Source organism: Collinsella sp. HCP28S3_E12 (assembly GCF_052065595.1).
Classification (GTDB): Bacteria; Actinomycetota; Coriobacteriia; order Coriobacteriales; family Coriobacteriaceae; genus Collinsella.
Genome location: NZ_JBQHTS010000003.1, coordinates 59,063 through 85,080, shown reverse-complemented (window position 1 = coordinate 85,080; position 26,018 = coordinate 59,063). Strand labels below are relative to the sequence as shown.

Below are 26,018 nucleotides of genomic sequence, written 5' to 3'. Positions count from 1 at the left end.
GATCGCATCAAAGGATTATTCCATGACACAACCGAATCCCTGCGCTTCTTGGAAGCGCTCGCTCGCCATCGTCTGGATCGGCGAGTTCTTCTCCGTGCTCACGAGCTCCATTCTGCAGATGGGTCTCATCTGGCACGTCACCCTCACCACCGGCTCCGCGAGCGCCCTGTCGTTCGTGAGCCTGGCGGCCTTCTTGCCCATGGCGCTCCTCGGCGCCTTCGCGGGCACCATCGTGGACCGCACGTCCATCAAGCGTCTCATGATCGGCGCCGATCTCTTCATCGCGGCCGTGAGCCTCACGCTTGTCTTCGGCTCGCTTCGGGGCGACCTTTCTGTCGCCGTTGTGGCGGCGGTGCTGTTCGTCCGTGCGCTGGGCAGCACGCTCCATACGCCCGCCTTCAACGCGCTCACACCGCTCATCGCCCCGCCCGAGGTGCTCGGCAAGCTGGCGGGCATGCTGCAGTTCATGCAGTCGGGTAGCTATATCATCGGCAACGCCATCGCCGCTGCGGTCTACCCGGCGTTTGGTCTGACTTTCATGATCGCGCTCGATGTCGCCGGGGCGGTGCTCGCGAGCATCGCGGTGGCGACCTCCGGCATCAAGACGCCGGCGCCCGAGCGCCATACGCCCGAGGAGAACGCCGAGGCGTCGCACCGCGCGGTGCGGGCCTTCCTATTGGAGACGGCCAACGGGTACCGCGAGCTCAAACGCCATCACGGTCTGTTCGCCATGCTCTGGATCGGCTTCGCCTTCTCGGTCCTGTTCTCGCCCATATCCGCGCTGTTCCCGCTCATGGTGTTCGACCATTTTGGGGGCACCACTACGCAGTCGGCTATCGCGGAGATCGCGTTCTCGGTCGGCATGATCGCGGCGAGCGGCTGGATCGGGGCGACGGGTGGCCTTAAGAACCGCGCTCTTTCGTGCACGCTGGCCATCGGCCTCTTCGGAGCGGGCACGCTCGCGGGCGGCCTCGTGCCCCCTTCCGCGCTCGTTGTGTTTCTGGGGCTTACGTTCGCGATGGGGGTCTCGAGTCCGCTGTACAGCGCGCCGCAGATGGCGCTCATGCAGGAGCGCGTCGATCCCGAGTGCATGGGCCGCGTCTTCGGTCTGTACGGAGCGGTCTGCAGCTGGGCTATGCCCGTGGGGCTCGTCGCATCGACCTTGTTCGCGGACGCCATCGGCGTAAGCGCGTGCTTCGTGCTCATCGGTGCTGCAATGGTGATCCTAGCAGGCATCACCTGGGCGATCCCGAGCATCCGCAAGATTGGGTAGCGCTCTGGCGGAGTGCGTTTCGTTTCGGACGGCTCGTAGGGTCGCTGCGACGTGAAGGGTGGTCGACGGTGCGCCTGCGAGGGCGCCGTCGACCACCCTTTTGTTTAATTCGTCTGGCCCGGCGCCGATCATCATCTGTTCGTCGGGCGATTGCGATGCCGCCGCTTGCCGATACGCGGCTCCTTACGTTGTGCGCATCCCATCGTTCTGGCAGCGTTTCCTGCAGTTAATCTCCAGAGCTCGAGGCGGTGGCCCCTATGAGTAATCTGCTCGAATCCATTCTGCGCGTCGGTATGACCGTGTTCATCGTCGGCCCGCTCACTGCATGGGTCGCCCGCCGCGGCGCGCGCGAGCGCAGCGAGGCAACGGACAGCCTCGATTGCTTCACGGTGCGCATGCCCGCAGCCATCCGCACGATCATCGCCTGCTGCGCCGTCGCGTTCGAACTGCTCATGCTGGGTGTCTACGTCTGGCAGGGCGTCTCGCTGGGCGAGTGGGACCACGAACTTGTGTGGTTCGGTCATGCCATGGCGCTCGCGGGTATGGCTATCTGGGCCTTGCTGAGCATCCCGCGTATCGACGTGGACGGTGGGCGCATTCTCTCGCGTAACGCCTTCGGCATCCGCAAGGAGACGACGTTTGGCAACATCACCCGTGCAACGCTTCACGCGCAGATGATGAGGATCGACCTGTTCGAGGGCGACCGGAAGTTCTGCTCGATAAGCCTCGAGGGGGTGTGCTCGCTCAACCTCCTCGCCCGTCTGGAGGAAGAGGGCATCGAAGTCTCGGACGCCGTCGACGGTCCCATGACCAAGGCGGGCCTGTGTTGGTCTGCCATCAAGCCGTTGACGATTGTTTTCAACGGCATGGCCCTCGTCTTCTCGCTCGTCCTCGCCTTCATGGCGGTCTTCACCGACGAGGGTGCGCGCCTGCTCGTGCTCATCCCGTTCCTGTTCCTGTTCATAGGGGGGGGTTCCTGCCCCTGCTCATGCTCGGCATGCCGGCCCGCGGCATCCTCGAGATCGGCAGGCAGGAGCGCGCGCTCGGTTTCTCCTTCTCCGAGGAGATGGCAAGCCGAGGTGCCACGGGTACTTCGCTTGTCGATGACGATTGGTTCATCGAGATCAGCAACGCCCGCGTCGTGGCGTTTCGCCGCGATTACCTCAAGAAGATCACGGCGCACGAGAACAGCGAGAGCGGCGACCGCTGCACGGTGACCACGAGGGGTGGTCGCAAAATCAAGGTGTATGCAAGCGGGCAGCACGCTCGAGGACCTGCGCACGTGGTTCAAACAGGGTGCCAAGGTCAGAAGCACACTCGACCGCGCGGGGGACGCACTCGAGGCGACCGTTTGATTGGGTTGCCTGCCAAGGATCCAAAACGGGAAGGGGCGCTGTCGGCGCCCCTTGTCATACCAGGCCCGCTGGCCAGCGAGAGGCCTGCAGGTCGACATGTCCGTTGGCGAGGAAGGCAACGCCTTCGTCCTCGAGCAGTGTGCGCTGCGCCTCGGGCCCACCGAAGGCGAACCCCTCCGCGAGGCGTCCGTCGGCGAATACGATGCGATGACAGGGGATGGTGCCGGGTTCCGGATTGACGTGCAGGGCGTATCCCACGTATCGGGCTCGACGGGGCTCACCAACGAGCTTGGCGATCTGACCATATGTGGCAACCATGCCGCAGGGCACCTGGCGTACCATGTCGTATACGCGGTTGAAGAATCCGTCGGTGTCCCGGTCTGCCATGCCGCCCTCACTTTCAATCGATATCGCCATTGTAGTCAAGAAAGGCGCCCCACATGCGCGGGGCGCCTTTCCAAAGAGGTGTTGCGCGAGGGGAGGGAAGGCGCAACGTTCGTGTCGAAGGTCTTTAATTCGCCTGTGCCTTCATTAAGTTACCTATAGCTAATTCTCTGAGACCCAAGTCGTAGACCGACGAGCACACAGCCTCTCCATAAGTTAATCAAGGGTTACAAATAGAAAGACACAGTGACATGTGGTCGTTGGGGTTCAAGGAATCGCTCGATGAGTTCGGAGAACGCACCCTCAGTCCCAGCCGTTTCAAGGACGACATCGCAATACGGCCGCACGTCGTCGGTGACATTCGCCACGCCGACGCCCAGTCCCGCCGCCTTGATCATGGAGAGGTCGTTTGCGGAATCACCAACGGCGATGACCTCGGACATCGGAATTCCCAGCATATCGGCAAGGCGCGTGAGCCCCGTCCCTTTGTCAACGCCTGCGGGCATGAGTTCGAGGTAGCGCTTGGAGGAGAAGGTGATGTCAACGCCGAGTCGCTCGGCCATCGGCGCGAGCTTGCGGCCCAATTCCTGCAGCTCATCGAAGTCCCAGTCGACGTACAGGATCTTCACGATGCCACGGCCTTCAAGGAATGAGAGGTCGGGATGGTCAGATCCGCGAAAATGAGTGACCCCGGTGATCGATTCCAGATAGTCGCGCTCCCGTGTGGGTGCGTCATTCACGAACACGTGGCCGTCGGCGACGTTGACGTGCATGCAGAGTCCGAGTTCGAGCCCCTTTGCATAGATCGCGTTCGCGCATTCGTTGGAAAGGCCGCAGGTGGTGAGCGGGGTGGGGTCTCCCACGCGGTTGATGAAGCCGCCGTTATAGGAGAGCACATAGCCGTCTTCGATCAGCTCGCGGGCCTCCCCCGAGAAGTTGTCCATGATAGAGGAATACCATCGCCCGCTCGAAGGGACGAACAGCACACCGAGCTCCCTCATGCGTTTGAGTGCTCGGAGATTGGACGCCGGGATGGCGTGGTCGGCGTCGAGAAACGTCTCATCCATATCGCTGGCAACAAGTCGGTACATGCAATCCCCCATACAACGTAAAAAACGAGGCGGGCTTATTATCGCCCACCTCGTAAGACCTTGGCTATGTCGAAGGCGTGGACACGTGAAGATGGCCCATTCGCGTGTCGCGGCGCGTTTCCGCGAGCCGGATGGCTTAGTACACCATTCCCATGGCTTCGCGTACCTCGGCGAGCGTCGCCTCGGCGACCTCGTTGGCACGGCGATTGCCCTCGCGTAGGACGTCCTTGACGTAGTCCATATCCTGGACCAGTTCCTCGCGGCGGGCGCGGATGGGGGCAAAGTGCTCGTTCACGCTCTCGGTGACGTACTTCTTGAGCGCGCCTGCGCCGCCCATGCCGATCTCCTCGGCGATCTCGACCTCGGAGCGGCCGGTGCAGATGGCGGCGGTGGAGAGCAGGCCGGACACACCGTGACGGGCTTCGGGGTCGAACGTGATCATGCGCTCGCCGTCGGTCTGGCTCTTCTTGATGCGCTTGGCCGTCTCCTCGGCGGTCATGGAGATGTTGATGGCGTTGCCGTAGGACTTGCTCATCTTGCGCCCGTCAAGGCCGGGCAGCAGCGGCGTATCGGACAGCAGCGCGTCGACCTCGGGGAACACCTTGCCGTAGCGGTTGTTGAACTTGCGTGCGATGGTGCGGGTGAGCTCGATGTGCAGCAGCTGGTCGCGCCCGACCGGCACGACGTTGCCCTTGCAGAACAAGATGTCGCACGCCTGGTGCACGGGGTAGGTGAGCAAAAGGCCGGTGAGCTCATGGCCGCTGGCCTCCATCTCGGCCTTGACGATGGGGTTGCGCTGCAGCAGGGCCTCGGAGACGAGCGACAAGAACGGCAGCATGAGCTGGTTTGCCGCGGGCACGGCGGAGTGCGTGTAGATCATCGTCTTGTCGGGGTCCAGGCCGCAGGCCAGGTAGTCGATGACCATGTTGTAGACGTTGTCCTAGATGTTGTCGGTGCTGTCGCGGTCGGTGATGACCTGGTAGTCGGCGATGAGCACGTTGGTGTGGACGCCCATGTCCTGCAGCTCGACACGGCTCTTGAGCGTGCCGAAGTAGTGGCCGAGGTGCAGGCGGCCGGTGGGGCGGTCGCCGGTGAGCATGGTGTACTTCTCGGGGTGCTGCGGCAGGTCGGCGCGGATCTGGTTGCTGCGCTCGAGGCTGACCTCATAGCTGAGCTCGTTGGGCATGCTGTCTCCTTTTGGGTTGAGTGCCTGGCCGGCATTGTCGGTCTTGGTTGAAGATGAAGCTACCAGAGAAACGGCGTCTCTTGCCGGAATCAACGATGGTTTTCGCCGTGTCGTCCCGCAGGGTCGTTTCCCTTCTTGGGAAGGAGCCCCTCGATATGCTCGAGCCGCTCCTCATGGGCCGCGTGCGCCGCGCGCTCCTCGGCGGCGAAAGCGGGGTCTTCGGGCGTGACGGTCTCATCTCGCTGTCGACTCCGGTACCACCGCGACGGCGCTCCTGAGCCTGCTCGTCGACAAGCCGGTGACTATCTACACCACCAACGGCTATGCATGTCGGTTTACGGGCGAGCTTGCTGCTAAGGTGGTGGTAATTGGCGGCGACTTCAACCCCGTTACCTGCTCGCTCACCGGTCCTATGGTTGAGAGCGCGCTGCGCGAGCTGTACTTTGACCGGGCGTTTATAGGTGTCAATGCGGTGGACGAGGACCGCGGCATCATGACGCCAGGTTATCCCGAGGCTATCAAAAAACGTATCGTGATGCAGAATTCCCAAGCGAGTTGCGTACTCGCCGATAGCTCCAAGTACCACGTGTTTTCAAATGTAAAGGTGTGCGACCTGGAGGGCTTTACTGTTATTTCCGACAGGCGCGACTCCAAAATCGGCGAACGCGTCAAAATGATCACGGCCTAGGACACTGGGGCATCGCATCTTGCCCTCAAGCCGTTGCCCACGTAACGAAGCGTGGGGCAAACGTGCGCCCCATTCCTGATTTGGGGACTAGCTTAGTTCGTCGGCTATTTGGTGCTCGTAGAAGGCTTCTACTACGGCGTTAAAGTCGCGGGCGAAGTCTTCCATGGTTCCACGCCAGGTGGCTCGGCCGGGCTTTCCTTGGCCCACATAGGCGGTTTGAATGCCGCAGGCGGGGCTGGGGAAATCGCGCTTGGGGTCGTTGCCCACCATGAGAACCTCATGTGGCTCGAGCCCCATGACCTGCAGCTGCCCTAGATAATATGTGGCATCGGGCTTGCAGCGCGTGGCGTTGCCCATGTGCGTTACGAGCTCGAAGGGCGCGTCTGTCAGCTCGCCCCAGCCCATGCGGCACTCGATGGCCCCTTGGGGAAAGCTGGGGTTGGTGAAGAGCGCGCAGCGCAGCCCCGCGTCCTGTACGGCTTGAAGCGCGGCGTGCGCACCCGGCATGGCGTGGGCATTGATGGCATCGTCATTCTTGTACGGGAGAACTTCGCGTTCATAGTAGGTAAAAGCCTCATAGATGAGTGGGTCCGAGAGGCAGATGCCGCACCTGCGCTCGACCTCGGTGCGGTAAAACTCAAGATTGGTGCGATTGTCCGTGCCGCTTCGGCGATTGGCGTTGAGGTCGACCAGGATGGTGCCGAGGCGTGCCATCGTACCACCGCGGCTGCATCGTCCGATATCCGCGAGCATTGACGAGACATCCTTAAAATAGCGAAGGATAAACGCGTTGAGATTGATGCTGAGAAGCGTCTCGTCCATATCGAAAACGACTGCTTTGAGCACGCGGGCACCTTTCTCGAAAAATCGTTTAGAACGTGGGCTCCGGATACTTTACCCCAAAGCCGTATACTCAACTGCTTATCGTCAACTTATGGAGACGGTCGTTCACAAGATTGCGAAAAAGTCTCCATACGAGTAAAAAATCGCAGTTCACGCTTGAAATCGAAGTGATTTCCACGTAACCTATACGAACGTGATTGCATAAGCGTCACATTAGTATCTGTCGGCTCCCGAGTGTTCCTAAACGTTGTGTGCTTGTCGCACCCTTCTGTAGGTCCTAGCAATCGGGGCCCCGTAGTTCGAAAGGGGTCCACCTTTGAGTGAGATTCAGAACTCGTCCATTTTCTCTCTTGACGATGTCAACGAGGAGGAGATGAACAACCTCATCGACGGTACGATTACCGACTTTGATGAGGGCGATCTCGTTAACGGTACTGTCGTTAAGATCGAGCATGACGAGGTGCTCGTTGACATCGGATTCAAGTCCGAGGGCGTTATCCCGGTCCGCGAGCTGTCCATCCGCAAGGACGCTAACCCTGCAGACATCGTTGCACTCGGTGATTCCATCGAGGCCCTGGTTCTCCAGAAGGAGGACAAGGACGGTCGTCTGGTCCTTTCCAAGAAGCGTGCCGAGTACGAGCGTGCTTGGAACCGCATCGAGGAGAAGTTCAACTCCGGCGAGAACGTCGAGGGCGAGGTTATCGAGGTTGTCAAGGGCGGCCTGATCCTCGACATCGGCCTGCGTGGCTTCCTGCCCGCTTCCCTCGTCGACCTCCGTCGCGTCAAGGACCTCACCTCCTACATGGGCACCCGCATCGAGGCCCGCGTCATCGAGATGGACCGCAACCGCAACAACGTCGTTCTCTCCCGTCGCGTCGTGCTTGAGGAGTCCCGTAAGGCCGAGCGTTCCGAGATCCTGTCCAAGCTCAAGTCTGGCATGCGTCTCCAGGGCACCGTTTCCTCCATCGTCGACTTCGGCGCCTTCGTCGACCTCGGCGGTATCGACGGTCTCATCCACATCTCCGAGCTCTCCTGGAACCACGTCAACCATCCTTCCGAGGTTGTCAAGGTCGGCCAGGAGGTCGAGGTCGAGGTTCTCGACGTCGATCTCAACCGCGAGCGCATCTCCCTGGGTCTCAAGCAGACCACCGAGGATCCGTGGCGCGCACTGGTCAAGAAGTACCCCGTCGGCGCTATCGTCGAGGGCACGGTGACCAAGCTTGTCCCGTTTGGCGCTTTCGTCGATCTGGGCGAGGGCATCGAGGGCCTGGTGCACATCTCCGAGATGGCCAACAAGCACGTCGACCAGCCTTCTCAGGTCACCCACGTGGGCGACAAGGTTCAGGTCAAGGTCATGGAGATCGACCTCGACCGTCGTCGTATCTCCCTGTCGATGAAGTCCGCTGCTGAGACTCTGGGCGTCGAGATCGAGGTTACCCCGCTGCCTTCCGAGAAGAAGGACGAGGAGACCGACGCCGAGTAAATCGGTTTGACGATCACTTGCTTTAAGGGATCCGTCCGCAATGGACGGGTCCCTTTTTGCGTTTGCCGGTGAGGTGCGCAATGCTACTCGTGCGCAATGCTGTCCGGGCTGTTCACAGGCTATTGGGTTGTCGGTGCATGAAAATGCCGACATCCCGCCTCGGGGAGGAGGCGGGAACGCACCGAGTAGACGGAGGGGTGCGGAGCGCGGTCGCGTCTCGACTGGCGACGTTGCCCATCGACAACCCTATTGTACTGCATGGCATGGTTCTTGGTATATCGTGTCGAACGCTTGTGTTGTGCCTTTGCCTGCGGCAACGGTGTGTTACACTCTTGCACTGCTGAGTGGGCCAGACGGTCGCGCGATGTGCTGCTTGCGGCACGCGTGAGGAAAGTCCGGGCTCCAGAGGGCGGGATGCCGGCTAACGGCCGGGCGGAGTGATCCGACGGAAAGCGCCGCAGAAAAGAAGACTCCCACCTGCGCCGCAAGGCGTAAAGGGAAAAGCTGAAACGGTGGTGTAAGAGACCACCAGCGTCGTGGCAACACGGCGGCTTGGCAAGCCCCATCCGGAGCAAGCGCGAATAGGAACGCTATGGGCCGGCCCGGTCCGCGTTCGGGTAGCGTGCGTGGAGCTGCACGGTAACGTGCAGACAAGATAAATGACCGTTCACGACAGAACCCGGCTTATAGGCCCACTCGGCACTTTGTTGACGCTGCGAACCCGTCAGCGCGACAATCTGCCTTTCAAGCCTTCGGGCATGACCATAAGGTCAATGCCCTCGTCTTTCAAGGCACCTTGCTCGCGCTGACGGGTTCTCGCTTTCGTTGACGGAATCATCGGCGGTTCCGTTCTTGGCATCTCGCTGTTTTTGCCTGGTCATCGGCAGCCTCATTTCTGTTGCAATCTCGTCTTTCAAGGCACCTTGCTCGCGCTGACGGGTTCTCGCTGTTGGTGACGACATCATTGGCGTTTTCGCTCTTGTTGGCGAGGACAACGGTGCTGTCTTTGCCGTATTATTGAGGCTGTTTGTTGCCGCGCTTAGTTTTGTTGAGGGGCTTTGTTGGACAGCTACTTTACTCTGCGATCGAATATTGAGGCTTCTGGCGAGTTTGTGGATCGCAAGAGCCGGTTTATTGCCCAGCTGGTCCATATTGAATCCGAGGATGAGGCGAATGCCTTCATCGAGATGGTTCGCAAGCGTCATTACGACGCTCGACACAATGTTCCCGCGTGGATTTTGGTCGATGGACGCGAGCGTCAGAGTGATGACGGTGAGCCGAGCCGCACGAGCGGCATGCCGACGCTCGAGGTGTTGCGCGGCGCTGGGCTCAAAAATGTTTGCTGCGTGGTGACGCGCTATTTTGGCGGCACGCTGTTGGGGCCCGGTGGCTTGGTGCGCGCCTATACCGCGGCGACGCAGGCGGCGGTGGCAGCTGCTCAGGAGGCAGGGCAGGTCGTTGAGATGACGAGCGTCGTGCCTGTTGACGTGCACGTGGCCTATCCGCAGTATGAGCAGGTGCTTCGTTTGGCGCAGGATTCGGGTGCCAAGGTTTCGGATACCGATTACGCGGATACCGTGACGATTCATTTGGTGTTTAAGGCGGGGGAGCAGGAGCCGTTTTGCGCTAAGATGCGCGAGCTTATGGCGGGGCGCGAGGAGATTGAGGTCGGCGCTCCCAAATTTGCCGAGTTCTAACGGCGACGGCCGGCGTGCTTTTGGATGAATCCCAAGCACGCCGGCCGTCGTTTTCTGTTGCCGCCGTTTACTCGGCGAGCTGCTTTAGCACATCGCAGGCGATCTCGACGGCGTCGTCGATGCAGCCGGGGCAGCTGCGGAGCGGACCATTGTCCGATCCGATGCCCTTGAGCGTGCCGCAGACGGTCGTCGTGTTTTTCGTTTTAAAACGCTTGGCGATTTCGCGCGACAGCTTGTAAGTCTGGCCCTTGGTCTTGGGGTTTTCCATGCCGTCGCTCATTACAGCGCCCATGATGGCCACGGCGCCCGAGATAGCGCCGCAGGTCTCGGTCATGCCGCCCATGCCGGCGCCAAAGCCCTCGGTGAGGATAAAGGCAGTCTGGGGGTCGAGCCCGACGGCGGGTGCGAGCGTGCAGGCGACGGCCTGTGCGCAGTTAAAGCCGCAGGCGTGGTATTCGGCAGCCTGAGCCTGACAGGCGGTGATGTCGAGCTGGGCAGTATCGATTTGCTTCATCGTTGTCTCCTCGGTAACGGTTACTCGCCTATGGTACCCTTGCCGATGCATTTGTTCATCGAAAGCCTCATGTATGCCTCATTTTTATCTATCGAATAAATGCCAAAATCTGCGATAAATGCCCCCGGTTGATTTGTCTCATAACCTACCTTGGGGATGGGTTGAGAGGGGTGCGGGGTAGCGGTATCGTGAACCGGATAAAAATGTAACCCAGGCAAGGGAGCTAGATATGAGCGAGCAGACCATCGGTACGACATGTGTTCAGGGCGGCTATCACCCGGGAGATGCGGAGCCGCGCCAGGTGCCCATCTACCAGTCCACCACGTGGAAGTATGACACGTCCGAGCACATGGGCAAGCTGTTTGACCTGGAGGAGTCTGGCTATTTCTACAGCCGTCTGCAGAACCCTACGTGCGATCTGGTTGCCGCCAAGATCTGCGAGATGGAGGGCGGCACCGCTGCGATGCTCACGAGCTCGGGTATGGCCGCGAACTTCCTCGCGATCTTTAACGTGGCCGGCGCCGGCGATCATGTGGTCGCAAGCTCGGCCATCTACGGCGGTACCTACAACCTGCTTGCCCATACCATGGGTCGTATGGGCGTTACCTGCACGTTCGTTGCCCCCGATTGCACCGATGAGGAGCTCGAGGCAGCCTTTGAGCCCAATACCAAGCTCGTCTTTGGCGAGACGATCGCCAACCCCGCCCTTGCCGTGCTCGATATTGAGCGCTTTGCCAAGGCCGCGCATGACCACGGCGTGCCGCTGATGGTCGACAACACCTTCCCGACGCCCGTGATGTGCCGTCCCTTTGAGTGGGGCGCCGATATCGTTACGCACTCCACCACCAAGTACATGGATGGACATGGGGCCTGCCTGGGCGGCGTGATCGTCGACCACGGCCAGTTTGATTGGATGGCCCATGCGGACAAGTTCCCGGGTCTCACCACGCCCGATGAGAGCTACCACGGCGTGACCTATGCCGAGAAGTTTGGTCGCGAGGGCGCCTTCATTACCAAGGCAACCGCTCAGCTCATGCGCGACCTCGGCCCCATGCAGAACCCGCAGGCGGCGTTTTTCCTGAACAGCTCGCTCGAGAGCCTGCATGTGCGCATGCCGCGTCATTGCGAGAACGGCCTGGCTGTTGCCAAGTTCCTGCAGAGCCATCCCAAGGTGCGCTTCGTGAGCTATCCGGGTCTGGAGGGCGACAAGTACTATGACCTAGCTCAAAAGTACATGCCCAACGGTACCTGCGGCGTTGTGAGCTTTGGCTTTAACGGTGGTCGCGCGGCGGCCGAGACCTTTATGAAGAGCCTCAAGCTCGCTCAGATCGCCACGCATGTGGCCGACGCCCGCACTTGCTGCCTGCATCCCGCTAACGCCACGCACCGCCAGATGAACGATGAGGAGCTTATCGCCTGTGGCATCTCCGCCGACATGGTGCGCCTGTCGTGCGGCCTCGAGGACACGGCCGATCTGATTGCCGACCTTGAGCAGGCGCTCGAGCAGTGCTAGGCTAGCGTTCGTGCAAGGCGCCGATGCCGGCAGAAAGCTTCGGCGACCTTTAGCTCCGATACCTTAGGCGGGGCCCCAATCGCGACTGTTTGCAGGCGATTGGGGCCCCGTTTTTGTGTTGCGCCACTCGAAAGGATGGATATGGAGAAAACCGCAGAGCAACTGCACCGCGAACACATCGCTCTTGAGGGAGACACCCATGGCAAGAACAAATGGGCGATTCTGTTTACGGTGCTCATCATGACGTTTATGGTGTGTCTGGATTCGACCGTCGTGACCGTGGCGCTGCCCGTGATGCAAAAGGAGCTGGGCGTGGGCCTCGATCGCATTCAGCTGGTAAGCTCGGTGTATCTGCTTGCGGCTTGTGCGGCGATGCGGCTTTGTGGTGCGATGCGGCTTGTGGGGCGGGCGGGGGTCGGTCCGTGGTAGACTATCGAGCAACGTTTATTAATCGCGCGGTATCGTTGCCGCGAGAAGGGGTTGCGCCATGCAGGAGCTTGAGGACCGTATTCGCCATGACGGCATCGTAAAGGCCGGTAATGTCCTTAAGGTTGATGCTTTCCTCAACCACCAGTGCGACGTTGATCTGTTTGACCACATGGGCGCCGAGTGGGCCCGTCTGTTCGAGGATGTCGAGATTAACAAGATCCTTACGATCGAGGCTTCGGGCATTGGCATGGCCTGCATCGCATCCCAGCATTTTGGCGGCGTGCCGGTGGTCTTTGCCAAGAAGGCGCAGTCCATCAACCTCGACGGCGAGCAGTATGCCACGACCATCTATTCCTTTACCAAGCAGAAGGAGTACCCGGTCATCGTTGGCAAGCGCTTCCTGTCCGAGGGTGACAAGGTCCTGATTATCGACGACTTCCTGGCCAACGGATGCGCGCTCGAGGGTCTTATCAAGATCTGCGAGGCTGCGGGTGCCGAGGTGTCCGGCATTGGCATTGCGGTGGAGAAGGGTTTCCAGGGCGGTGGCGATAAGCTCCGCGAGCGCGGCTTCCGTGTTGAGAGCCTGGCCCGTATCGCCGATATGGACTGCGAGAACGGCGAGATCACCTTCGCCTAGGCTCGTAACACAAGCGATTGGTATGCGATGTGACAAAGGGACTGTCCCTTTGTCACATTTTTTGTATGAGGGGAGGTGTTGATATGGATGAGAACACGATGGGATGGCGTGAGTATGCGCGCTATGCCGAGATGTCGGTCGAGGAGCTGGCGCGCGATTGCGAGGTGCAGGTGTTTCGCGCGACGGGTCCGGGCGGGCAAGGCGTGAACACGACGGACTCGGCGGTGCGCATGAAACATATCCCTACGGGGATTACCGTGACGGCGCGCGAGAGTCGCAGTCAGTTCCAAAATCGTAGCTGCTGTTTACGTAAGCTACACGCTGAGCTTGAGCGTCGCGGGCGTCCACCGCGTCGACGCGTAAAGACCAAGGTGCCTCAGCGCTCTCGCCAGCGCAGACTTAATGACAAGCACTTCAACGCCATTAAAAAGGCCAACCGCCGCAAGCCGGGCGGGGAGGAGTGATCTTCTCGATAAGTTGCGGTGAAATAGGGGTGGTTAGCGGGTTGGACGCCAGACTTGGAGGGCGCCGGGTAGGATGTCGACTTCGATGCGCGAGGCGATAACAGGTTCGCCGTCGGCCTGGATGGGGTAGTCGGGCTCCTCAAAGGTAAGCTCGGCATGGCGGCAGCGGCGCATGCAAACCGGTGGCAACTTGGTATGGTGGCCGTCCTTGGCCGAAAGAAACATGGGAAGCGCGACCGCACGCGGAACGGGGCCGCAGGCGTAGCAAACGTCGAGCATGCCGTCGCACGGGTCGGCGTCGGGACAGATGCGATAGCCCGAGCCATAGGTGGGGCCCAGCTGAATCGCCATGATGATCGCCCTCACGCGCTCGGCGGGCGCGCCGTCAAAGCTGACTGTCATGGGGTAGTTGCGATAGCGCAGGCCAAACTGTTCAAGTCCCGAGAGGGTGTAGAGCGGAGCGCCGGTGAGGCCCGTCTTTTTGCGCAGCTCGGTGGTGCCAAGGCCGATGGCGGCGTCAATACCGACGGAGAGCGTCTGGTCGTAGTACTCAACGGAAGCCTCGCCGCTACCGCTTGCGGGGTTCCATGAGCGAATGCGACCGATGTCCTGACGCTGCAGCTCGCAGGTGAGCAGCGCGCCAAAATCCTTGCCGGAGAAATCTTCTATACCGAGCGTTTGGGCAAAATCGTTGCCGGAACCCACGGGTAGGATGGCAAGAGCGGGGCGGGGGTCCTCCTTTTGTGCCATAAGCCCGTTGACGACCTCGTGGATCACGCCGTCGCCGCCAAGGGCGATAACGGTGCGATAGCCCTGAGCCTGTGCGGCCAGCTCCTTGGCGTGTCCCATACACTCGGTCAATACCAGGTCAAACTGGGATGCGCGTGCAGTCATGTCCAAAAAGCGTTGCAGGCGCTCGGCAACTTCGCGCGCCGCACCCGATTGGGCGGCGGGGTTGGCGATGATGAGCGTTCGACCAAAATCAGTTGCGTGCATGGGCGACTCCCGGCGTATGGCGTGACGGTGCGGTCGCGCTCGGGTCGAATTGTCCCCCGATTGTGGCTGCACGGCGAATACTTACGTCTACTCTATCAGGTCGTTGTGGCGCTCGATAGCATCCGCTACCGTACCGCCCTCGTCCACTATAAGCGAACGGCGCTTGGGTGAGATGATGCGCTGGGCAGGGTACACGCCGCGGTGTCCGCCGGCGAGGTAGCTGATAAAGGCCACGATGACAAAGAACCCGGCGGCCGTGCCGTGGAACAGGTCGATGGCCATCATGCAGGTGGTGATGGGCACGTTAAGGCCGGCACAGAACACGCCGAGCATGCCGAGAGCCGCCAGAAAACTGGGGTCGAGCCCGGTAAGGCAACCGATCCAGCCACCGAGTGCCGCACCGATGCCAAACAGGGGCGTGACCTCGCCGCCTTGGAAACCGGCACCCAGGGTGAGTGCCGTTACGACGAGCTTGATGGCGGCGTCGGCGAGGGTGGTGTTGCCGGCAAACCCGGCGCCCGAAAGCCACGTGGAAAGGCCGGCGTAGTCCCAGGCGTCGAGGAGAGCATAGACAGCCAAAACCACGAGTGCGCCTATAAGTGCGCGAACGAGGTAATTGGTGATAAAGCGACCGTACAGGCTCTTGACGGTTCGAACCGCCCAGGCAAAGAGGCGTGCCGTCAGACCGAAGATAATGGCGCTGATAACAACGATAACGACCGTTTTGGGCGTCATGGCGGGAACGCTGGCGATGGCATTCGCTTCGTACTCGGTACCCAGGGCGAGTGATGTAAAGTAGCCGGTAAACGAGGCGACCAGGCAGTAGATCCCTGCGGTGTAGTCGATCTTGCCGATAAAGCACATCTCCATGCCAAAGAAAGCTCCGGCAAGGGGAGAGCCGAATACGGCGCCAAAGGCCGACGAGATGCCGGCGAGCATGAGGTCGTGGTGGTCATGCTTTTTGAGGTGGGCGAGGCTTGAGATGTTGCTGGCGATGGTGCCGCCAATCTGCACCGCGGCTCCCTCGCGACCGGCCGATCCGCCCGTTAGGTGCGTGAGCGTGGAGCAGACGAAGGTGAGGACGGCCATGCGCTTATGGATGAGGCGTGTGCCCAGAGCGGAGTCGATGACCAGGTTGTTACCGCGTTTGGCGGCAAGACCGTGGTTTTTGTACGCCCATGCGGTGGCAACGCCCACAACGGGAAGCAGCGCGTAAATCCACGTATGGTGCTCGCGATAGTCGGTCGCGATATTCAACGAGGCCAAAAACGCCCAAGCGGCAACGCCCATGGCGAGCGAGACGATGACGACGAGTACGAGCAACTTAGCGCTCGCGAGTAGGTTGTGGGCATTGCGGCGCGTGTCGGCAGCCAAGAGATGCTCGGAGCGGGTGAGCTGTTGCCTGCCTGCCATGATGACGTCGTTCAGGGAGAAAAAGCCGTCGTCGTCGAGCGGCTGGGAATGATCCTGCGCCTCGTTTGCGCTTTCGGGTTTGTCGGTAAAAGCCATACGGTCCTCTTTTAGGTTGCAACACGAGCATTATAGAACGTGCCAAACGTGACAAACCGGCAGGTTGGTTTCGGTTCTGTTTCGCGGCTTGCGGCCGACAGATGTATTCGAGAACGTGGGTCGTTTCGCCGCCGTGCGGCAGGGGATTATACTGAGACAAGCATAAAGAATTGGCGCCCCCGTTGTGCGCTGTGGCATTAAGAGGTGCATATGGCAGAGAAACTCATTCCGCTGGAGGACGCGCAGTCGATTGTTCTGTCGCACGTTGCTCCGACCGGTCTCGTCGAGATTCCCGTGTGGCAGGCCGCCGGCCTTCCCTTGGCCGAGGACGCGGTGGCCGATATCGACATTTCACCGTTTGCCAACAGCGCTATGGACGGATATGCCGTGCGCGCCGTCGACCTCGCCAAAGCGTCCACCGATGCGCCCGTGACGCTTTCTGTCGTGGGGCACGAGGCGGCGGGCCATGTCTTTGAGGGCGCAATCGGCGCGGGCGACACGGTTCGTATCATGACGGGCGCGCCGGTACCCGAAGGTGCCGATGCCGTGGTGAAGTACGAGATCGTCGATGTGCTCGACGGTGACGGCAACGAGGGTTCGCGTGTGAGATTCTCGGCGCCTGCCAAGGTGGGGGAGAACGTTCGATCGGCTGCTGAGGAAGCGCATGCTGGCGACGTCGTGATGTACGCTGGAGAGGTTGTGGCTCCGGCGGGCGCCGGCTTGCTGGCGAGTGCCGGGTATGCGAGCGTGAAGGTGCATGCCGCTCCGCGCGTGGGCATTATCTCGCTGGGGACGGAACTGGTCGCACCGAGTAACGTGCCGGCGCGCGGGCAGATTCGCGACTCCAACTCGTCGGCGTTGATGGCCGAGGCGCTCGATGCAGGAGCCGAGCCCGTGTTCTACGGCATTGCGCCCGATGATGAGCAGGCGATTGCCGAGTTGGTGCATCGCGCCGCGCAGGACTGCGATTTTGTCATTACGAGTGGTGGCGCCTCTGCGGGTGATTACGACTATGTGACGGCGCTCGTTCGGCGCGAGGGCGAGGTGCTGTTCGACCGCATCTCGATGCGTCCCGGCAAGGCCATCACGTTTGGCCTGCTTGGGGGCAAGCCATATTTGGGACTTTCGGGCAATCCCGCGGCGGCGTATGTGGGCTTTGAGATGCTTGCCCGCCCGGCGATCCGCAAGATGCGCGGCTTTGCCGAGGGCGTGCGTCCCGTGCAGCAGGCGAAGCTCACACACGGCGTGAAGAAGCGACAGCATCGCCGCTTCTTCGATCGTGCCACGGTTTTGCGCGACCCCGAGACCGGTGAGCTGTTGGTGACCGAGGCCAAGACGCAGAATTCGGCGCTGCTCGGCACGATGCAGCGGGCCAACTGCCTGCTGCGTATTGACGAAGGCCCGTGTGACCTCAGGGCGGGCGACGTCGTGGATGTCGTGCGTGTCGACTTGCCTGAGGGCGCGGTGCTATAGGAGGAATGCTATGGAGCTGAAGATATCGATTGTGACGTGCTCGGATACGCGCGATCTTGCCCAGGACGAAGCGGGTGCTGCGCTCGAGGAACTCATCGCGGCGCAGGGCTGGACGGTCGCCTCACATGTGGTCGTGCGCGACGACGTCAGCGAGATCGGTGATGCCATTGAGGAAGCGGCCGATGAGTGCCACGCCAATGTCGTGCTCACCTGCGGCGGCACGGGCCTTTCGATGCGCGACGTGACGCCCGAGGCGACGCGTGCCGTCTGCGACCGCGATGTACCGGGTATTGCAGAGGCAATCCGTGCGTACTCCATGACCAAGACGCGCCGCGCTATGCTTTCGCGCGCCGTGTGCATGCAGCGTGGGCATACGCTTGTCATCAACTTTCCGGGATCAACGAAAGCGGCCCGCGAAAGCTGGGAGGCCGTGAGCGACCAGCTGGAGCACGCAGCTCAAATGACGGCGGGGGGCGGGCACGCCAAATAAGCGCATTACCTGCGGCGGAGTGACCTTACGGGCTGCTCCGCCTTTTTTATGCAGCGACAGTGCGGGCCGTCTCGTGGTTATCGGTAAAGGAAAATTATTAGACGAGAAATATTTATCACAAACACTATTCGTGCAAAAGTATAATCTAGTAACAGCATAAAGCTTGCGGCGGGGTGCCCGGGCGTAGCGTTCGAAAGGGTTGAACATGTTCGATACGGTTTCTCGCCGCGGGTTCGTTTCACTTTCCGCTGTCGCCGCTGCCGGCCTTGGCCTTGCCGGCTGTTCCGGCAGCAAGACGTCTGGGCCGACTGGTTCCGATGCCGGCTCCGCCAAGATTTCGTCCAAGAAGGCTGTTGAGCTGCAGGTCTTTGCTGCCAACTCGCTCGAGAAGGCCCTGCCCGAGGTTCAGAAGCTCTATACCGACCAGACCGGCACCACGTTTGCCGACACGCAGTTTAAGGCTTCCGGCGACCTTGTCGAGCAGATGCGCGCCGGTGCCGCCGTCGACGTACTCATCACGGCCTCCAAGGGCACCATGGATGACGCCGAGGCCGCCGAGCTCGTCGACGCCGACACGCGTGAGGACATGTTCGTCAACGACCTCGTGATCATTCGCGCCGAGGGCTCCGACACCAGGGTCGAGGCCATCGCCGACGTCGCGAACCTGGACGGCAAGATCGCCATCGGCGACGCCAAGACCGTTCCCGCTGGCAAGTACGCCAACCAGGTCCTGGCCTCCGTGGGCCTCTACACCGGCACCGAGGGCGACGACGGCGAGTATGCGCCCGATCTCGCCGACAAGGTGGCTCTGGCCGACAAGGTCGGCACCGCTGCGTCTTACGTCTCTACGGGCGATTGCGTGGCCGGTTTTGTCTACAGCTCCGATATCTTCCGCTACGACGGCATCGAGGAGACCTTCGTGTGCCCCGAGGACTCGCACAAGCCCATCGTGTATCCCGGCGCTGTCGCCGATAGCTCCGAGCACGCCGACGAGGCCAAGGCGTTCATCGACTTCTGCCTGACCAACAAGAAAGCCCAGAAGATTTGGGCTAAGTACGGCTTTGAGCTTTCCGCGTAGTTCGCAACATCGCCGCATAACGATATGCTTGAGGGCGGGCGTTCTCGCGATCGCCCGCCCTTTTGATTGAACCGGCGTGTCCGCGTGCCGTTGCCCTGTGTTTGAGGAGTCGCCCGTGCCAAGGAAAACGATTCGCCTGCTCGCCGTGCTGGCTGCGGTTCTGTGCGTGCTGACCGCACCGCCCGGGGTTGCTCGGGCCGAGGCACTCTTCACCACCGCCGATGGCTGCCAGGCGACCGAAGATTCCGCGCTTATCGATGGCGTCGGGTTTGGCCTCAACGCGTTTGAGCGCAATGCCAAGGGCACGGCCCGTTCGTTTGCGGGTCAGCCCGAGGGCTACCGTTTTCCTATCTACAAGAAGACGACCCTCGTGACGGTGACGACGCCTGAGAGCATCGTGGTCTGGCTCGACGCCCATGCCGCCAAAGACGCGGGGCTCGATATCTCAAAGGCAGATGACCAAAAGGCGCTCAAGAAGATGCTCGTGGGGCTCGACAAGTCGCACTCCATGGGTGGTGCGTTGCTGGAGGACTCTAATCTCGAATGGGTCTTTACCTCGGATAACGCGCTGGTGCAGAGCGATTACCGCTATCAGTTTAAGGTGAAGGGCGGCAACGGCGATTACTACACGGTAGTGAATGCCGCCGACGCCGCGAATGCCGAGCTAGATTTGGGTGACGGCGTCCTGTGGAGCGATAACGCCGCCCTCGTGCGGTATGCGGACGTGTCGACGACGGTGCCGCCGTCGCTGGCGGAGCGCGCCGCAGCCTTCTTTGGCGACATCGACTATCGCCCGTTTTGGGTGTCCATAAAAACGAGCGGCCTTGCCCTGCTGATCTCCTTTGCGCTGGGGCTGTTCGCCGCGTGGAAGACTATGGGTACCTCGAGTCGCATCAAGGGCCTGCTCGATTCGGTTTTTACGATTCCTATGGTGCTGCCGCCCACGGTCTGCGGCTTTCTGCTCCTCATGCTGTTTGGCCGCTCGACCGGGGTGGGCCAGTGGCTCATCGCGCACGGCATCTCGATTGTCTTTACGTGGTCGGCGGCGGTGATATCTGCCGTGGTGGTGTCGTTTCCGCTCGTCTATCGTACGGCACTTGGTGCCTTCGAGAGCCTCGACACGCAGATGCTCGATGCGGCGCGCACGCTGGGATGGTCCGAGCGTCGCATCTTTACCAAGCTCATGATGCCGCTCGGCTGGCCCTCCATCGCCGCCGGCACGGTGCTCGCCTTTGCCCGCGCAATGGGTGAGTTTGGCTGCACGCTGTTCTTTGCGGGCAACTATGCCGGCATCACGCAGACCATTCCCATCGCCATCTACTTTGAGTGGATGGGCGGCAATACGTCGGTGGCCCTCTTTTGGGTCGTGGTCGTAATCGTGTTTAGTTTCCTAGTCATCCTGTTCATCAACATGTACACTGCGCATTCGCAAAAGTACCGCGAGCGCGGCCTTTCCCGTGCGGAGCGCAAGCAGGCCAAAGATCTCGCCGGACGGGGCGATTCGCTCGACCCGGCGGGCGGCGATGCCTTGCGTATCGATCGCGAGGCGCTGGCCGAGCTCATGCGCGATGACGCCGCTTTGCAGGGAGGTCGATAGGCCATGTCGCTCGTTCTGGATATCAAAAAGCGCTATCCCGGGTTTACGCTCGACATGCAGCTTGAGGCCGGCGAGGAGCGTGTGGCGCTGCTGGGCGCCTCGGGCTGCGGCAAGAGCTGCACGCTGCGCTGCATTGCCGGCGTGGAGACGCCCGACGAGGGCAAGATCGTCGTCAACGGTGTAACCTTCTTTGACTCGGCGGCGGGCATCAACCTGTCGCCCCAGGAGCGAAAATGCGCCCTGCTGTTCCAAAACTATCAGCTGTTTCCCAACATGACGGTGGCCGATAACGTATGCGCCGGCGTAAAGGATGCGGGCGACGCCGCCGCGCGCAAAAAGCTCGCCGAGCGCTATCTGGGCATTTTCGGTCTGGCCGATTTTGCCGACCGCTATCCCGCGCGACTCTCGGGCGGCCAGCAGCAACGCGTGGCGCTCGCCCGCATGGTGGCGGCGCATCCGGGCATCTTTATGTTCGACGAGCCTATGAGCGCGCTCGATTCCTATCTTAAGAGCGCACTCGAGCAGAACATGCTCGACCTGTTCGACGTCTGTAACCGCACCGTGCTCTACGTGAGCCACGATATCGACGAAGCGTGCCGCCTCTGCCAGCGCATCTGCGTGATGCATAACGGGCGCGTCGAGGAGATCGGTTCTGTCGAGGACGTGGTTCGCCGTCCGCAGACACTGGCGGCGCTGCGCTTGACGGGCTGCAAGAACACTAGCCGGGCGCGCAAGATCGGCGATGAAGAAGTTGAGGCGCTCGATTGGGGCATGACCTTTAACGTGGGTCGCGAGGTTCCCGATAATGTGGTGTACCTGGGCATTCGCGCAAGTTACTTCCATGTTGACAACCGTGCCGAGCGGGGCCGCAATAGCTATGATTTGCACGTGGCCCGTGTGAGCGATTCGCGCTTTGAGCGCCTGGTGCTGTTGGATGCGCCGCGGGCCGATGCACCAACGCGTCTGCAGTGGAAGGTCAACAAGGTGAGCGTACCTGTCGACGAGCTACCGCAAGCAGGCGAGACGCTGCGCATGCATTTTGATGCGAGCAGGATTCATTTGGTTTGTCGATAGCGCCGGGTAATGCCGTCGGGGATATAAGCCTCGGCGGCTTTGTCTTGCCGTTCGCCGAATGAGGGATGACAAACTCTTATCAATCAAGATAATAATTTATTAAACGACGGCACACGATGCTGTCGTACGACGATGCCGCGGGGGCTGCAAGCGTGGCTCTGTGCGGTACGTCCGACGAGGTGATTCCCGAGGCCGAGAAGGTGCTGCCGTCAAACCTCTGCCCGTTCATCAAGTCGACGTACGGCTTTGCCTACTCGCAAAAGTGCCCGTTTACGTACTTTAGCGACATGATCATCGGCGAGACCACCTGCGACGGCAAGAAGAAGATGTACGAGCTGCTGGGGGAGCTTAAGCGCACGCACATTCTGCATCTTCCTCAGGGTCGCGACCGCGCCTACGAGCGTGAAGGCTGGTACGAGGAGTGCCGCCTGCTCAAGGAGGAGCTCGAGGGCTTCTACGGCGGCTAAGGCCGCTGTGGTCGATGGGGTGGATTCGGTGACGTGGACCTGCGTGCAGCCAACCGGGTTCTCCTCGGTCGATGCTTCCGAGCGGCTGCGCGAGGCACTGGCAGCGGCTGGCTATGACGTGGCTGCCGACCTGGCGCGTTCCGGCGAGCCCACCAAGATCAGCAGCATGTGCACGGTGTTTGCCGAAAGCGAGGTCATTAGCCTGATCGGCCGCGGCGAGCCGCGCGAGAACATTGCCCGCGGTGTGATCGACAGCGTCGTGTCACGTGTGGCGACCATGGCCTCGCAAGCCGCGGGCGCCCCGTACTATCTGACCGGTGGTCTGTGCGAAAACGCCTATGTCGTCGAGCGTCTTGGCGCATTGGTGGGCTCGCCAGTCACCACCTCGCCCCAGGCCCGCTTTGCCGGTGCCATCGGCGCGGCCATTCGAGCCCAGGCGCTCGCGTAGGGGGCCGGTGCGATAAATTGCCCGCTCTCGGCGCCGTCATGCGTATACTGGGAGGAACTGATTGACCGATGAGAGGAGGTATCGATGGCTGACGATCTCATGAAGCTCACGCAGATGACTGCCGCGAGCGGTTGAGCCGCTAAGTTGGCTCCTGGAGCCCTCGCCCAGGTCCTGGGCGACTTACCCAATGTGCATAACGACAACCTGCTCGTGGGGTTCGATACTTCCGACGATGCGAGCGTCTTCCGCGTTGGCGATAACTTGGGCCTCGTGCAGTCCATCGACTTCTTCCCACCGATGGTCGATGACCCGTTCCTGTTTGGCCAGATCGCCGCGGCAAACTCGCTGTCGGACATCTACGCCATGGGTGGACGGCCGAGCCATGCCATGAACCTGCTTTGCATACCCAGTTGCCTGGGCGTTGAGGTTGCCGGCCAGATTCTGGCGGGTGGCGCCGACAAGTGCGTCGAGGCCTGCTGTGCCATCGCGGGCGGCCACACCATCAACGACGACGAGCCCAAGTACGGCCTGTCCGTGAGTGGCTTTGTCGCGCTTGACCGTATGCTCGCCAACAGCGGCGCACGCGTGGGCGATGTTCTGCTGCTGACCAAGGCGATCGGCTCGGGCATCATCACTACGGCCATTAAGGGCGAGCTCATCGAACAGGACGAGGCCGCAGCCATGTTTGACTCGATGCGGACCCTCAACGAGGCTCCGATTCGTCTGGCCGAGGACCTCGAGCTTCATGGCTGCACCGACATCACGGGCTTTGGCCTGATCGGACATGCGTGCGAGATGGCCGAGGGCTCGGGCGTGCAGATTGAGCTTGTGTCGGGGGCGGTGCCGCTCTTTGACCAGGTGCTCGACATGGCACGCCTTGGCATTATCCCTGCCGGCGCCTACCGTAACCAGGACTTTTTTGGCCCGCGCGTGGCAGTCGACGATGGTCTGGAGCCGGGGATGCTGGATGCGCTGTACGATCCGCAGACCTCGGGCGGCCTGCTTATCGCGGCACCCGCTGCCGATGTGGATGAGCTTGCGCGCCGTCTGCATGCCGAAGGACGTATCGCCTCCGTCGTCGGTCGCGTGTGCGAGCCGGTGCCAGGCGGTCCTGCCGTCCACGTTGTCCGCTAGCCCGCACGTTTATGTAACTGTTTACCGTTCTCTAGAACGGTTCTTTCGAAAGGAAATGCTATGTCTACCAAGATTGAAGTCAATGCCACGGGCGATGCCTGCCCGCTGCCCGTCGTCAAGACGCTTAAGGCGCTCAAGCAGCTCGATGGCGAGGGCGTTGTCGTGACCTCGGTCGATAACGAGACCGCCGTCAAGAACATCTCCAAGATGGCGCAGGAGAAGGGCTGCACGGCCTCGGTCGAGAAGGTTTCTGACGCCGAGTGGCACGTGACCGTGGCGACCGCCGGTGCCGTGGCCGTTGCGGACCCCGAGCAGGACGGTGCTGCCTTCTGTGATGCCAGCGCCGGCAAGGGCAAGCTCGTCATTTCCGTCTACACCGACTGCATGGGCCGCGGCGACGACGAGCTGGGCCACAAGCTCATGAAGGCGTTTATCTTTGCCGTGACGCAGCAGGAGGAGCTGCCCGCGACCATGCTGTTCTACAACGGCGGCGCCAAGCTCACCGTCGAGGGCTCGCCGGTGCTCGATGACCTGAAGGGCCTGGCCGAGCAGGGCGTCGAGATTCTCACTTGCGGTACCTGCCTGGACCACTTTGGCATTAAAGACCAGCTTGCGGTGGGCGAGGTCACCAACATGTACGTGATCGTGGAGAAGATGGAGCAGGCCGTGCGCGTCGTGCGCCCGTAGCGTATTGGTTGGAGTTGCCATGAGGGAGAAGCGCCCGGCGCTTGTCATCACGTTTCCCACCACGGCGGCCGCCATGGGCTGCGAGACCCTATGCATCGAGCGCGGCCTTCCCGGGCGCACGATTCCCGTGCCCGGGGAGGTCGCTGCCGGCTGCGGCTTGGCGTGGAAGGCGTTGCCTGCCGATGAGGAACTGCTGCGCACCGAGCTTGCCGCAGCTGGTGTTCCCACCGAGGGCTTTACGGTGATTGACATGTGGGAGGTCGTGCGATGATCTATCTGGATAACGCGGCGACGACCATGCTCAAGCCGCAGGCGGTCATCGATGCCGTGACGCAGGCGATGTGCTCGCTCGGCAATGCCGGGCGCGGCGCCACGTCGGGTGCTCTCGATGCGGCTCGTACGATTCACGGTTGCCGTGCCAAGCTCGCGCGCCTTTTGGGTTGCCCGAGAGCGGACCATGTGTGCTTTACGCCCAACTCCACGGCTGCACTCAACACCGCCATCTGTGGCGTGGTGCGCCCCGGCGACCGTGTGGTCACGACGGTGCTCGAGCACAACTCGGTGTTACGCCCGCTCAATCGCCTGGCGGCGGAGCGGGGTGTGGCGGTTGAGCATGCGGGCTGCGACGCGAACGGCGTGCTCGACTACGACGAGCTCGAGCGGTTGGTCACGCCCGGTACGCGCGCTGTGGTGGTGACGCACGCCTCCAATGTGACCGGCAACGCGGTCGACATTGCGCGCGTGGCGGCCATGGCCCATGCGGCAGGTGCGCTGGTGATCGTCGATGCCTCGCAGTCTGGCGGTACGGCGCATATCGATATGCACGCCATGGGGCTCGATGTCGTGTGCTTTACCGGCCACAAAGGGCTCATGGGACCTCAAGGCACCGGCGGCCTGGCCGTGGCGGAAGGCATTGACGTGGCGCCCTGGGCCATGGGCGGCACGGGCGTGCACAGCTTCGATGCGCTGCAGCCGCTTGAGTGGCCCACGCGCCTTGAGGCGGGCACGCTCAACGGTCACGGTATCGCGGGCCTTTCTGCCGGTCTCGACTTTATCGAGGCCCAGGGTGGGGTCGAGGCGATTGCGGCGCACGAGCGCTCGCTTGCAGAGCGCTTCCTTGCCGGCGTGCGCGAGATTCCGGGGATTAAGCTCTACGGTGCCTTTGACCAGCCCGTGCGCTCGGCGATCGTCTCACTCAACGTGGGTGATATCGACTCTGCCCAGATTTCGGACGCGCTCATGCAGGGGTGGGGGATTGCGACGCGCCCCGGCGCCCATTGTGCCCCGCTCATGCACCGCGCGCTCGGGACTGAGCGTCAGGGTGTCGTTCGTTTCTCGTTTGGGTATTTCAACACGGACGAGGAAGTCGACACCGCGATTGACGCTTTGCGTGATTTGAGCTGCGATTAGACCAACCTTCTGCGCCCTTAGATAAACCGTTTGCGTAACCTTCCCGCATTGTCGCTTATACAGGGTATTGTGAGATGATGGCCCGCACTGGGTCCTCG

26 protein-coding genes, 1 other RNA gene and 1 pseudogene are annotated in these 26,018 nt (G+C 61.4%); 21 read left to right on the top strand and 7 right to left on the bottom strand.

The window, feature by feature from the left end:
• Nucleotides 1–22: 22 nt before the first annotated feature.
• Nucleotides 23–1,273, top strand: a complete 1,251-nt coding sequence (locus ACTNBY_RS01975) for an MFS transporter (RefSeq protein ID WP_117799207.1) — start codon at nucleotides 23–25, stop codon at nucleotides 1,271–1,273.
• A 257-nt stretch (nucleotides 1,274–1,530) separates the two neighbouring features.
• A complete protein-coding gene (locus ACTNBY_RS01970) occupies nucleotides 1,531–2,490 on the top strand; it encodes a hypothetical protein (protein ID WP_441063174.1) in 960 nt (319 codons plus the stop codon).
• 192 nt (nucleotides 2,491–2,682) lie between these two features.
• Here ACTNBY_RS01970 and ACTNBY_RS01965 read toward each other — a convergent pair whose 3' ends face one another.
• The 3 genes and pseudogenes from ACTNBY_RS01965 to trpS form a co-directional block, all read right to left on the bottom strand.
• A complete protein-coding gene (locus ACTNBY_RS01965) occupies nucleotides 2,683–3,015 on the bottom strand; it encodes an MGMT family protein (protein ID WP_117743637.1) in 333 nt (110 codons plus the stop codon).
• 224 nt (nucleotides 3,016–3,239) lie between these two features.
• On the bottom strand, nucleotides 3,240–4,103 hold the full coding sequence (locus ACTNBY_RS01960) for an HAD-IIB family hydrolase (RefSeq protein ID WP_233540280.1): 864 nt from the start codon (nucleotides 4,101–4,103) through the stop codon (nucleotides 3,240–3,242).
• 136 nt (nucleotides 4,104–4,239) lie between these two features.
• Nucleotides 4,240–5,289 (bottom strand): annotated as a pseudogene (trpS, locus tag ACTNBY_RS01955) (tryptophan--tRNA ligase).
• A gap of 298 nt (nucleotides 5,290–5,587) precedes the next feature.
• Between trpS and ACTNBY_RS01950 the strand changes: the two are divergent.
• Nucleotides 5,588–5,977 carry a hypothetical protein gene (locus ACTNBY_RS01950; RefSeq protein ID WP_441063173.1) on the top strand — a complete coding sequence of 130 codons (390 nt, stop codon included), beginning with the start codon at nucleotides 5,588–5,590 and terminating at the stop codon, nucleotides 5,975–5,977.
• An 87-nt stretch (nucleotides 5,978–6,064) separates the two neighbouring features.
• Here ACTNBY_RS01950 and ACTNBY_RS01945 read toward each other — a convergent pair whose 3' ends face one another.
• Entirely contained in the window at nucleotides 6,065–6,823 is a 759-nt protein-coding gene (locus ACTNBY_RS01945) for an HAD family hydrolase (protein WP_441056167.1), read from the bottom strand.
• A gap of 313 nt (nucleotides 6,824–7,136) precedes the next feature.
• On the opposite strand from ACTNBY_RS01945, the gene rpsA reads away from it, so the two are divergent.
• The 3 genes from rpsA (at nucleotide 7,137) to ACTNBY_RS01930 (ending at nucleotide 10,000) form a co-directional block, all read left to right on the top strand.
• Nucleotides 7,137–8,303: a 30S ribosomal protein S1 gene (gene rpsA, locus ACTNBY_RS01940; protein ID WP_154515317.1), complete on the top strand. Its 1,167-nt coding sequence runs from the start codon at nucleotides 7,137–7,139 to the stop codon at nucleotides 8,301–8,303.
• A 341-nt stretch (nucleotides 8,304–8,644) separates the two neighbouring features.
• An RNA gene (gene rnpB, locus ACTNBY_RS01935) (RNase P RNA component class A) lies at nucleotides 8,645–9,006 on the top strand.
• A gap of 355 nt (nucleotides 9,007–9,361) precedes the next feature.
• The gene (locus ACTNBY_RS01930) at nucleotides 9,362–10,000 is read left to right on the top strand and encodes a YigZ family protein (protein ID WP_441063172.1); all 639 of its coding nucleotides are present in this window, start codon (nucleotides 9,362–9,364) and stop codon (nucleotides 9,998–10,000) included.
• Nucleotides 10,001–10,067: 67 nt separating this feature from the next.
• Here ACTNBY_RS01930 and ACTNBY_RS01925 read toward each other — a convergent pair whose 3' ends face one another.
• Nucleotides 10,068–10,514 (bottom strand): C-GCAxxG-C-C family protein, encoded by a 447-nt coding sequence (locus ACTNBY_RS01925; protein ID WP_441063170.1) that lies wholly within the window; start codon nucleotides 10,512–10,514, stop codon nucleotides 10,068–10,070.
• A gap of 229 nt (nucleotides 10,515–10,743) precedes the next feature.
• Between ACTNBY_RS01925 and ACTNBY_RS01920 the strand changes: the two genes are divergently transcribed.
• From ACTNBY_RS01920 to ACTNBY_RS01905, 4 genes are all read left to right on the top strand, one after another.
• Nucleotides 10,744–12,027, top strand: a complete 1,284-nt coding sequence (locus ACTNBY_RS01920; RefSeq protein WP_427719685.1) for an O-acetylhomoserine aminocarboxypropyltransferase/cysteine synthase family protein — start codon at nucleotides 10,744–10,746, stop codon at nucleotides 12,025–12,027.
• A 141-nt stretch (nucleotides 12,028–12,168) separates the two neighbouring features.
• Nucleotides 12,169–12,456, top strand: a complete 288-nt coding sequence (locus tag ACTNBY_RS01915; protein WP_427719684.1) for a hypothetical protein — start codon at nucleotides 12,169–12,171, stop codon at nucleotides 12,454–12,456.
• A gap of 58 nt (nucleotides 12,457–12,514) precedes the next feature.
• Complete coding sequence (locus ACTNBY_RS01910) at nucleotides 12,515–13,093, top strand: xanthine phosphoribosyltransferase (RefSeq protein WP_441063168.1); 579 nt, start codon at nucleotides 12,515–12,517, stop codon at nucleotides 13,091–13,093.
• A gap of 83 nt (nucleotides 13,094–13,176) precedes the next feature.
• Complete coding sequence (locus ACTNBY_RS01905; RefSeq protein WP_441063167.1) at nucleotides 13,177–13,557, top strand: peptide chain release factor family protein; 381 nt, start codon at nucleotides 13,177–13,179, stop codon at nucleotides 13,555–13,557.
• 33 nt (nucleotides 13,558–13,590) lie between these two features.
• Here the strand turns inward: ACTNBY_RS01905 and ACTNBY_RS01900 are convergent, their stop codons facing one another.
• Both ACTNBY_RS01900 and ACTNBY_RS01895 read right to left on the bottom strand, forming a co-directional pair.
• On the bottom strand, nucleotides 13,591–14,553 hold the full coding sequence (locus ACTNBY_RS01900) for a diacylglycerol/lipid kinase family protein (protein WP_441063165.1): 963 nt from the start codon (nucleotides 14,551–14,553) through the stop codon (nucleotides 13,591–13,593).
• Between the two features lie 87 nt (nucleotides 14,554–14,640).
• Nucleotides 14,641–16,062, bottom strand: a complete 1,422-nt coding sequence (locus tag ACTNBY_RS01895) for a chloride channel protein (protein ID WP_441063164.1) — start codon at nucleotides 16,060–16,062, stop codon at nucleotides 14,641–14,643.
• 210 nt (nucleotides 16,063–16,272) lie between these two features.
• Here ACTNBY_RS01895 and ACTNBY_RS01890 point away from each other — a divergent pair, with 210 nt between their 5' ends.
• The 11 genes from ACTNBY_RS01890 (at nucleotide 16,273) to ACTNBY_RS01840 (ending at nucleotide 25,920) form a co-directional block, all read left to right on the top strand.
• Nucleotides 16,273–17,535, top strand: a complete 1,263-nt coding sequence (locus ACTNBY_RS01890) for a molybdopterin molybdotransferase MoeA (protein ID WP_441063163.1) — start codon at nucleotides 16,273–16,275, stop codon at nucleotides 17,533–17,535.
• A 10-nt stretch (nucleotides 17,536–17,545) separates the two neighbouring features.
• Entirely contained in the window at nucleotides 17,546–18,025 is a 480-nt protein-coding gene (locus ACTNBY_RS01885) for a MogA/MoaB family molybdenum cofactor biosynthesis protein (protein ID WP_441063161.1), read from the top strand.
• A gap of 205 nt (nucleotides 18,026–18,230) precedes the next feature.
• On the top strand, nucleotides 18,231–19,103 hold the full coding sequence (gene modA, locus ACTNBY_RS01880; RefSeq protein WP_441063159.1) for a molybdate ABC transporter substrate-binding protein: 873 nt from the start codon (nucleotides 18,231–18,233) through the stop codon (nucleotides 19,101–19,103).
• A gap of 115 nt (nucleotides 19,104–19,218) precedes the next feature.
• Complete coding sequence (gene modB, locus ACTNBY_RS01875) at nucleotides 19,219–20,700, top strand: molybdate ABC transporter permease subunit (protein WP_441063158.1); 1,482 nt, start codon at nucleotides 19,219–19,221, stop codon at nucleotides 20,698–20,700.
• Between the two features lie 3 nt (nucleotides 20,701–20,703).
• Entirely contained in the window at nucleotides 20,704–21,774 is a 1,071-nt protein-coding gene (locus ACTNBY_RS01870) for a sulfate/molybdate ABC transporter ATP-binding protein (protein ID WP_441063157.1), read from the top strand.
• Nucleotides 21,775–21,890: 116 nt separating this feature from the next.
• Entirely contained in the window at nucleotides 21,891–22,241 is a 351-nt protein-coding gene (locus ACTNBY_RS01865; RefSeq protein ID WP_427794463.1) for a 2-hydroxyacyl-CoA dehydratase, read from the top strand.
• Nucleotides 22,242–22,248: 7 nt separating this feature from the next.
• Nucleotides 22,249–22,689 (top strand): BadF/BadG/BcrA/BcrD ATPase family protein, encoded by a 441-nt coding sequence (locus ACTNBY_RS01860; protein WP_441063155.1) that lies wholly within the window; start codon nucleotides 22,249–22,251, stop codon nucleotides 22,687–22,689.
• 84 nt (nucleotides 22,690–22,773) lie between these two features.
• Nucleotides 22,774–23,823, top strand: a complete 1,050-nt coding sequence (selD, locus tag ACTNBY_RS01855; RefSeq protein ID WP_441063154.1) for a selenide, water dikinase SelD — start codon at nucleotides 22,774–22,776, stop codon at nucleotides 23,821–23,823.
• A 60-nt stretch (nucleotides 23,824–23,883) separates the two neighbouring features.
• Nucleotides 23,884–24,510, top strand: coding sequence for a sulfurtransferase-like selenium metabolism protein YedF (gene yedF / locus ACTNBY_RS01850; RefSeq protein ID WP_441063153.1), 627 nt, complete (start codon nucleotides 23,884–23,886; stop codon nucleotides 24,508–24,510).
• Nucleotides 24,511–24,529: 19 nt separating this feature from the next.
• The gene (locus ACTNBY_RS01845) at nucleotides 24,530–24,781 is read left to right on the top strand and encodes a DUF3343 domain-containing protein (RefSeq protein ID WP_154515347.1); all 252 of its coding nucleotides are present in this window, start codon (nucleotides 24,530–24,532) and stop codon (nucleotides 24,779–24,781) included.
• A complete protein-coding gene (locus ACTNBY_RS01840) occupies nucleotides 24,778–25,920 on the top strand; it encodes an aminotransferase class V-fold PLP-dependent enzyme (protein ID WP_441063152.1) in 1,143 nt (380 codons plus the stop codon). Before ACTNBY_RS01845 ends, ACTNBY_RS01840 begins: the two co-directional genes overlap by 4 nt.
• Nucleotides 25,921–26,018 lie beyond the last annotated feature (98 nt).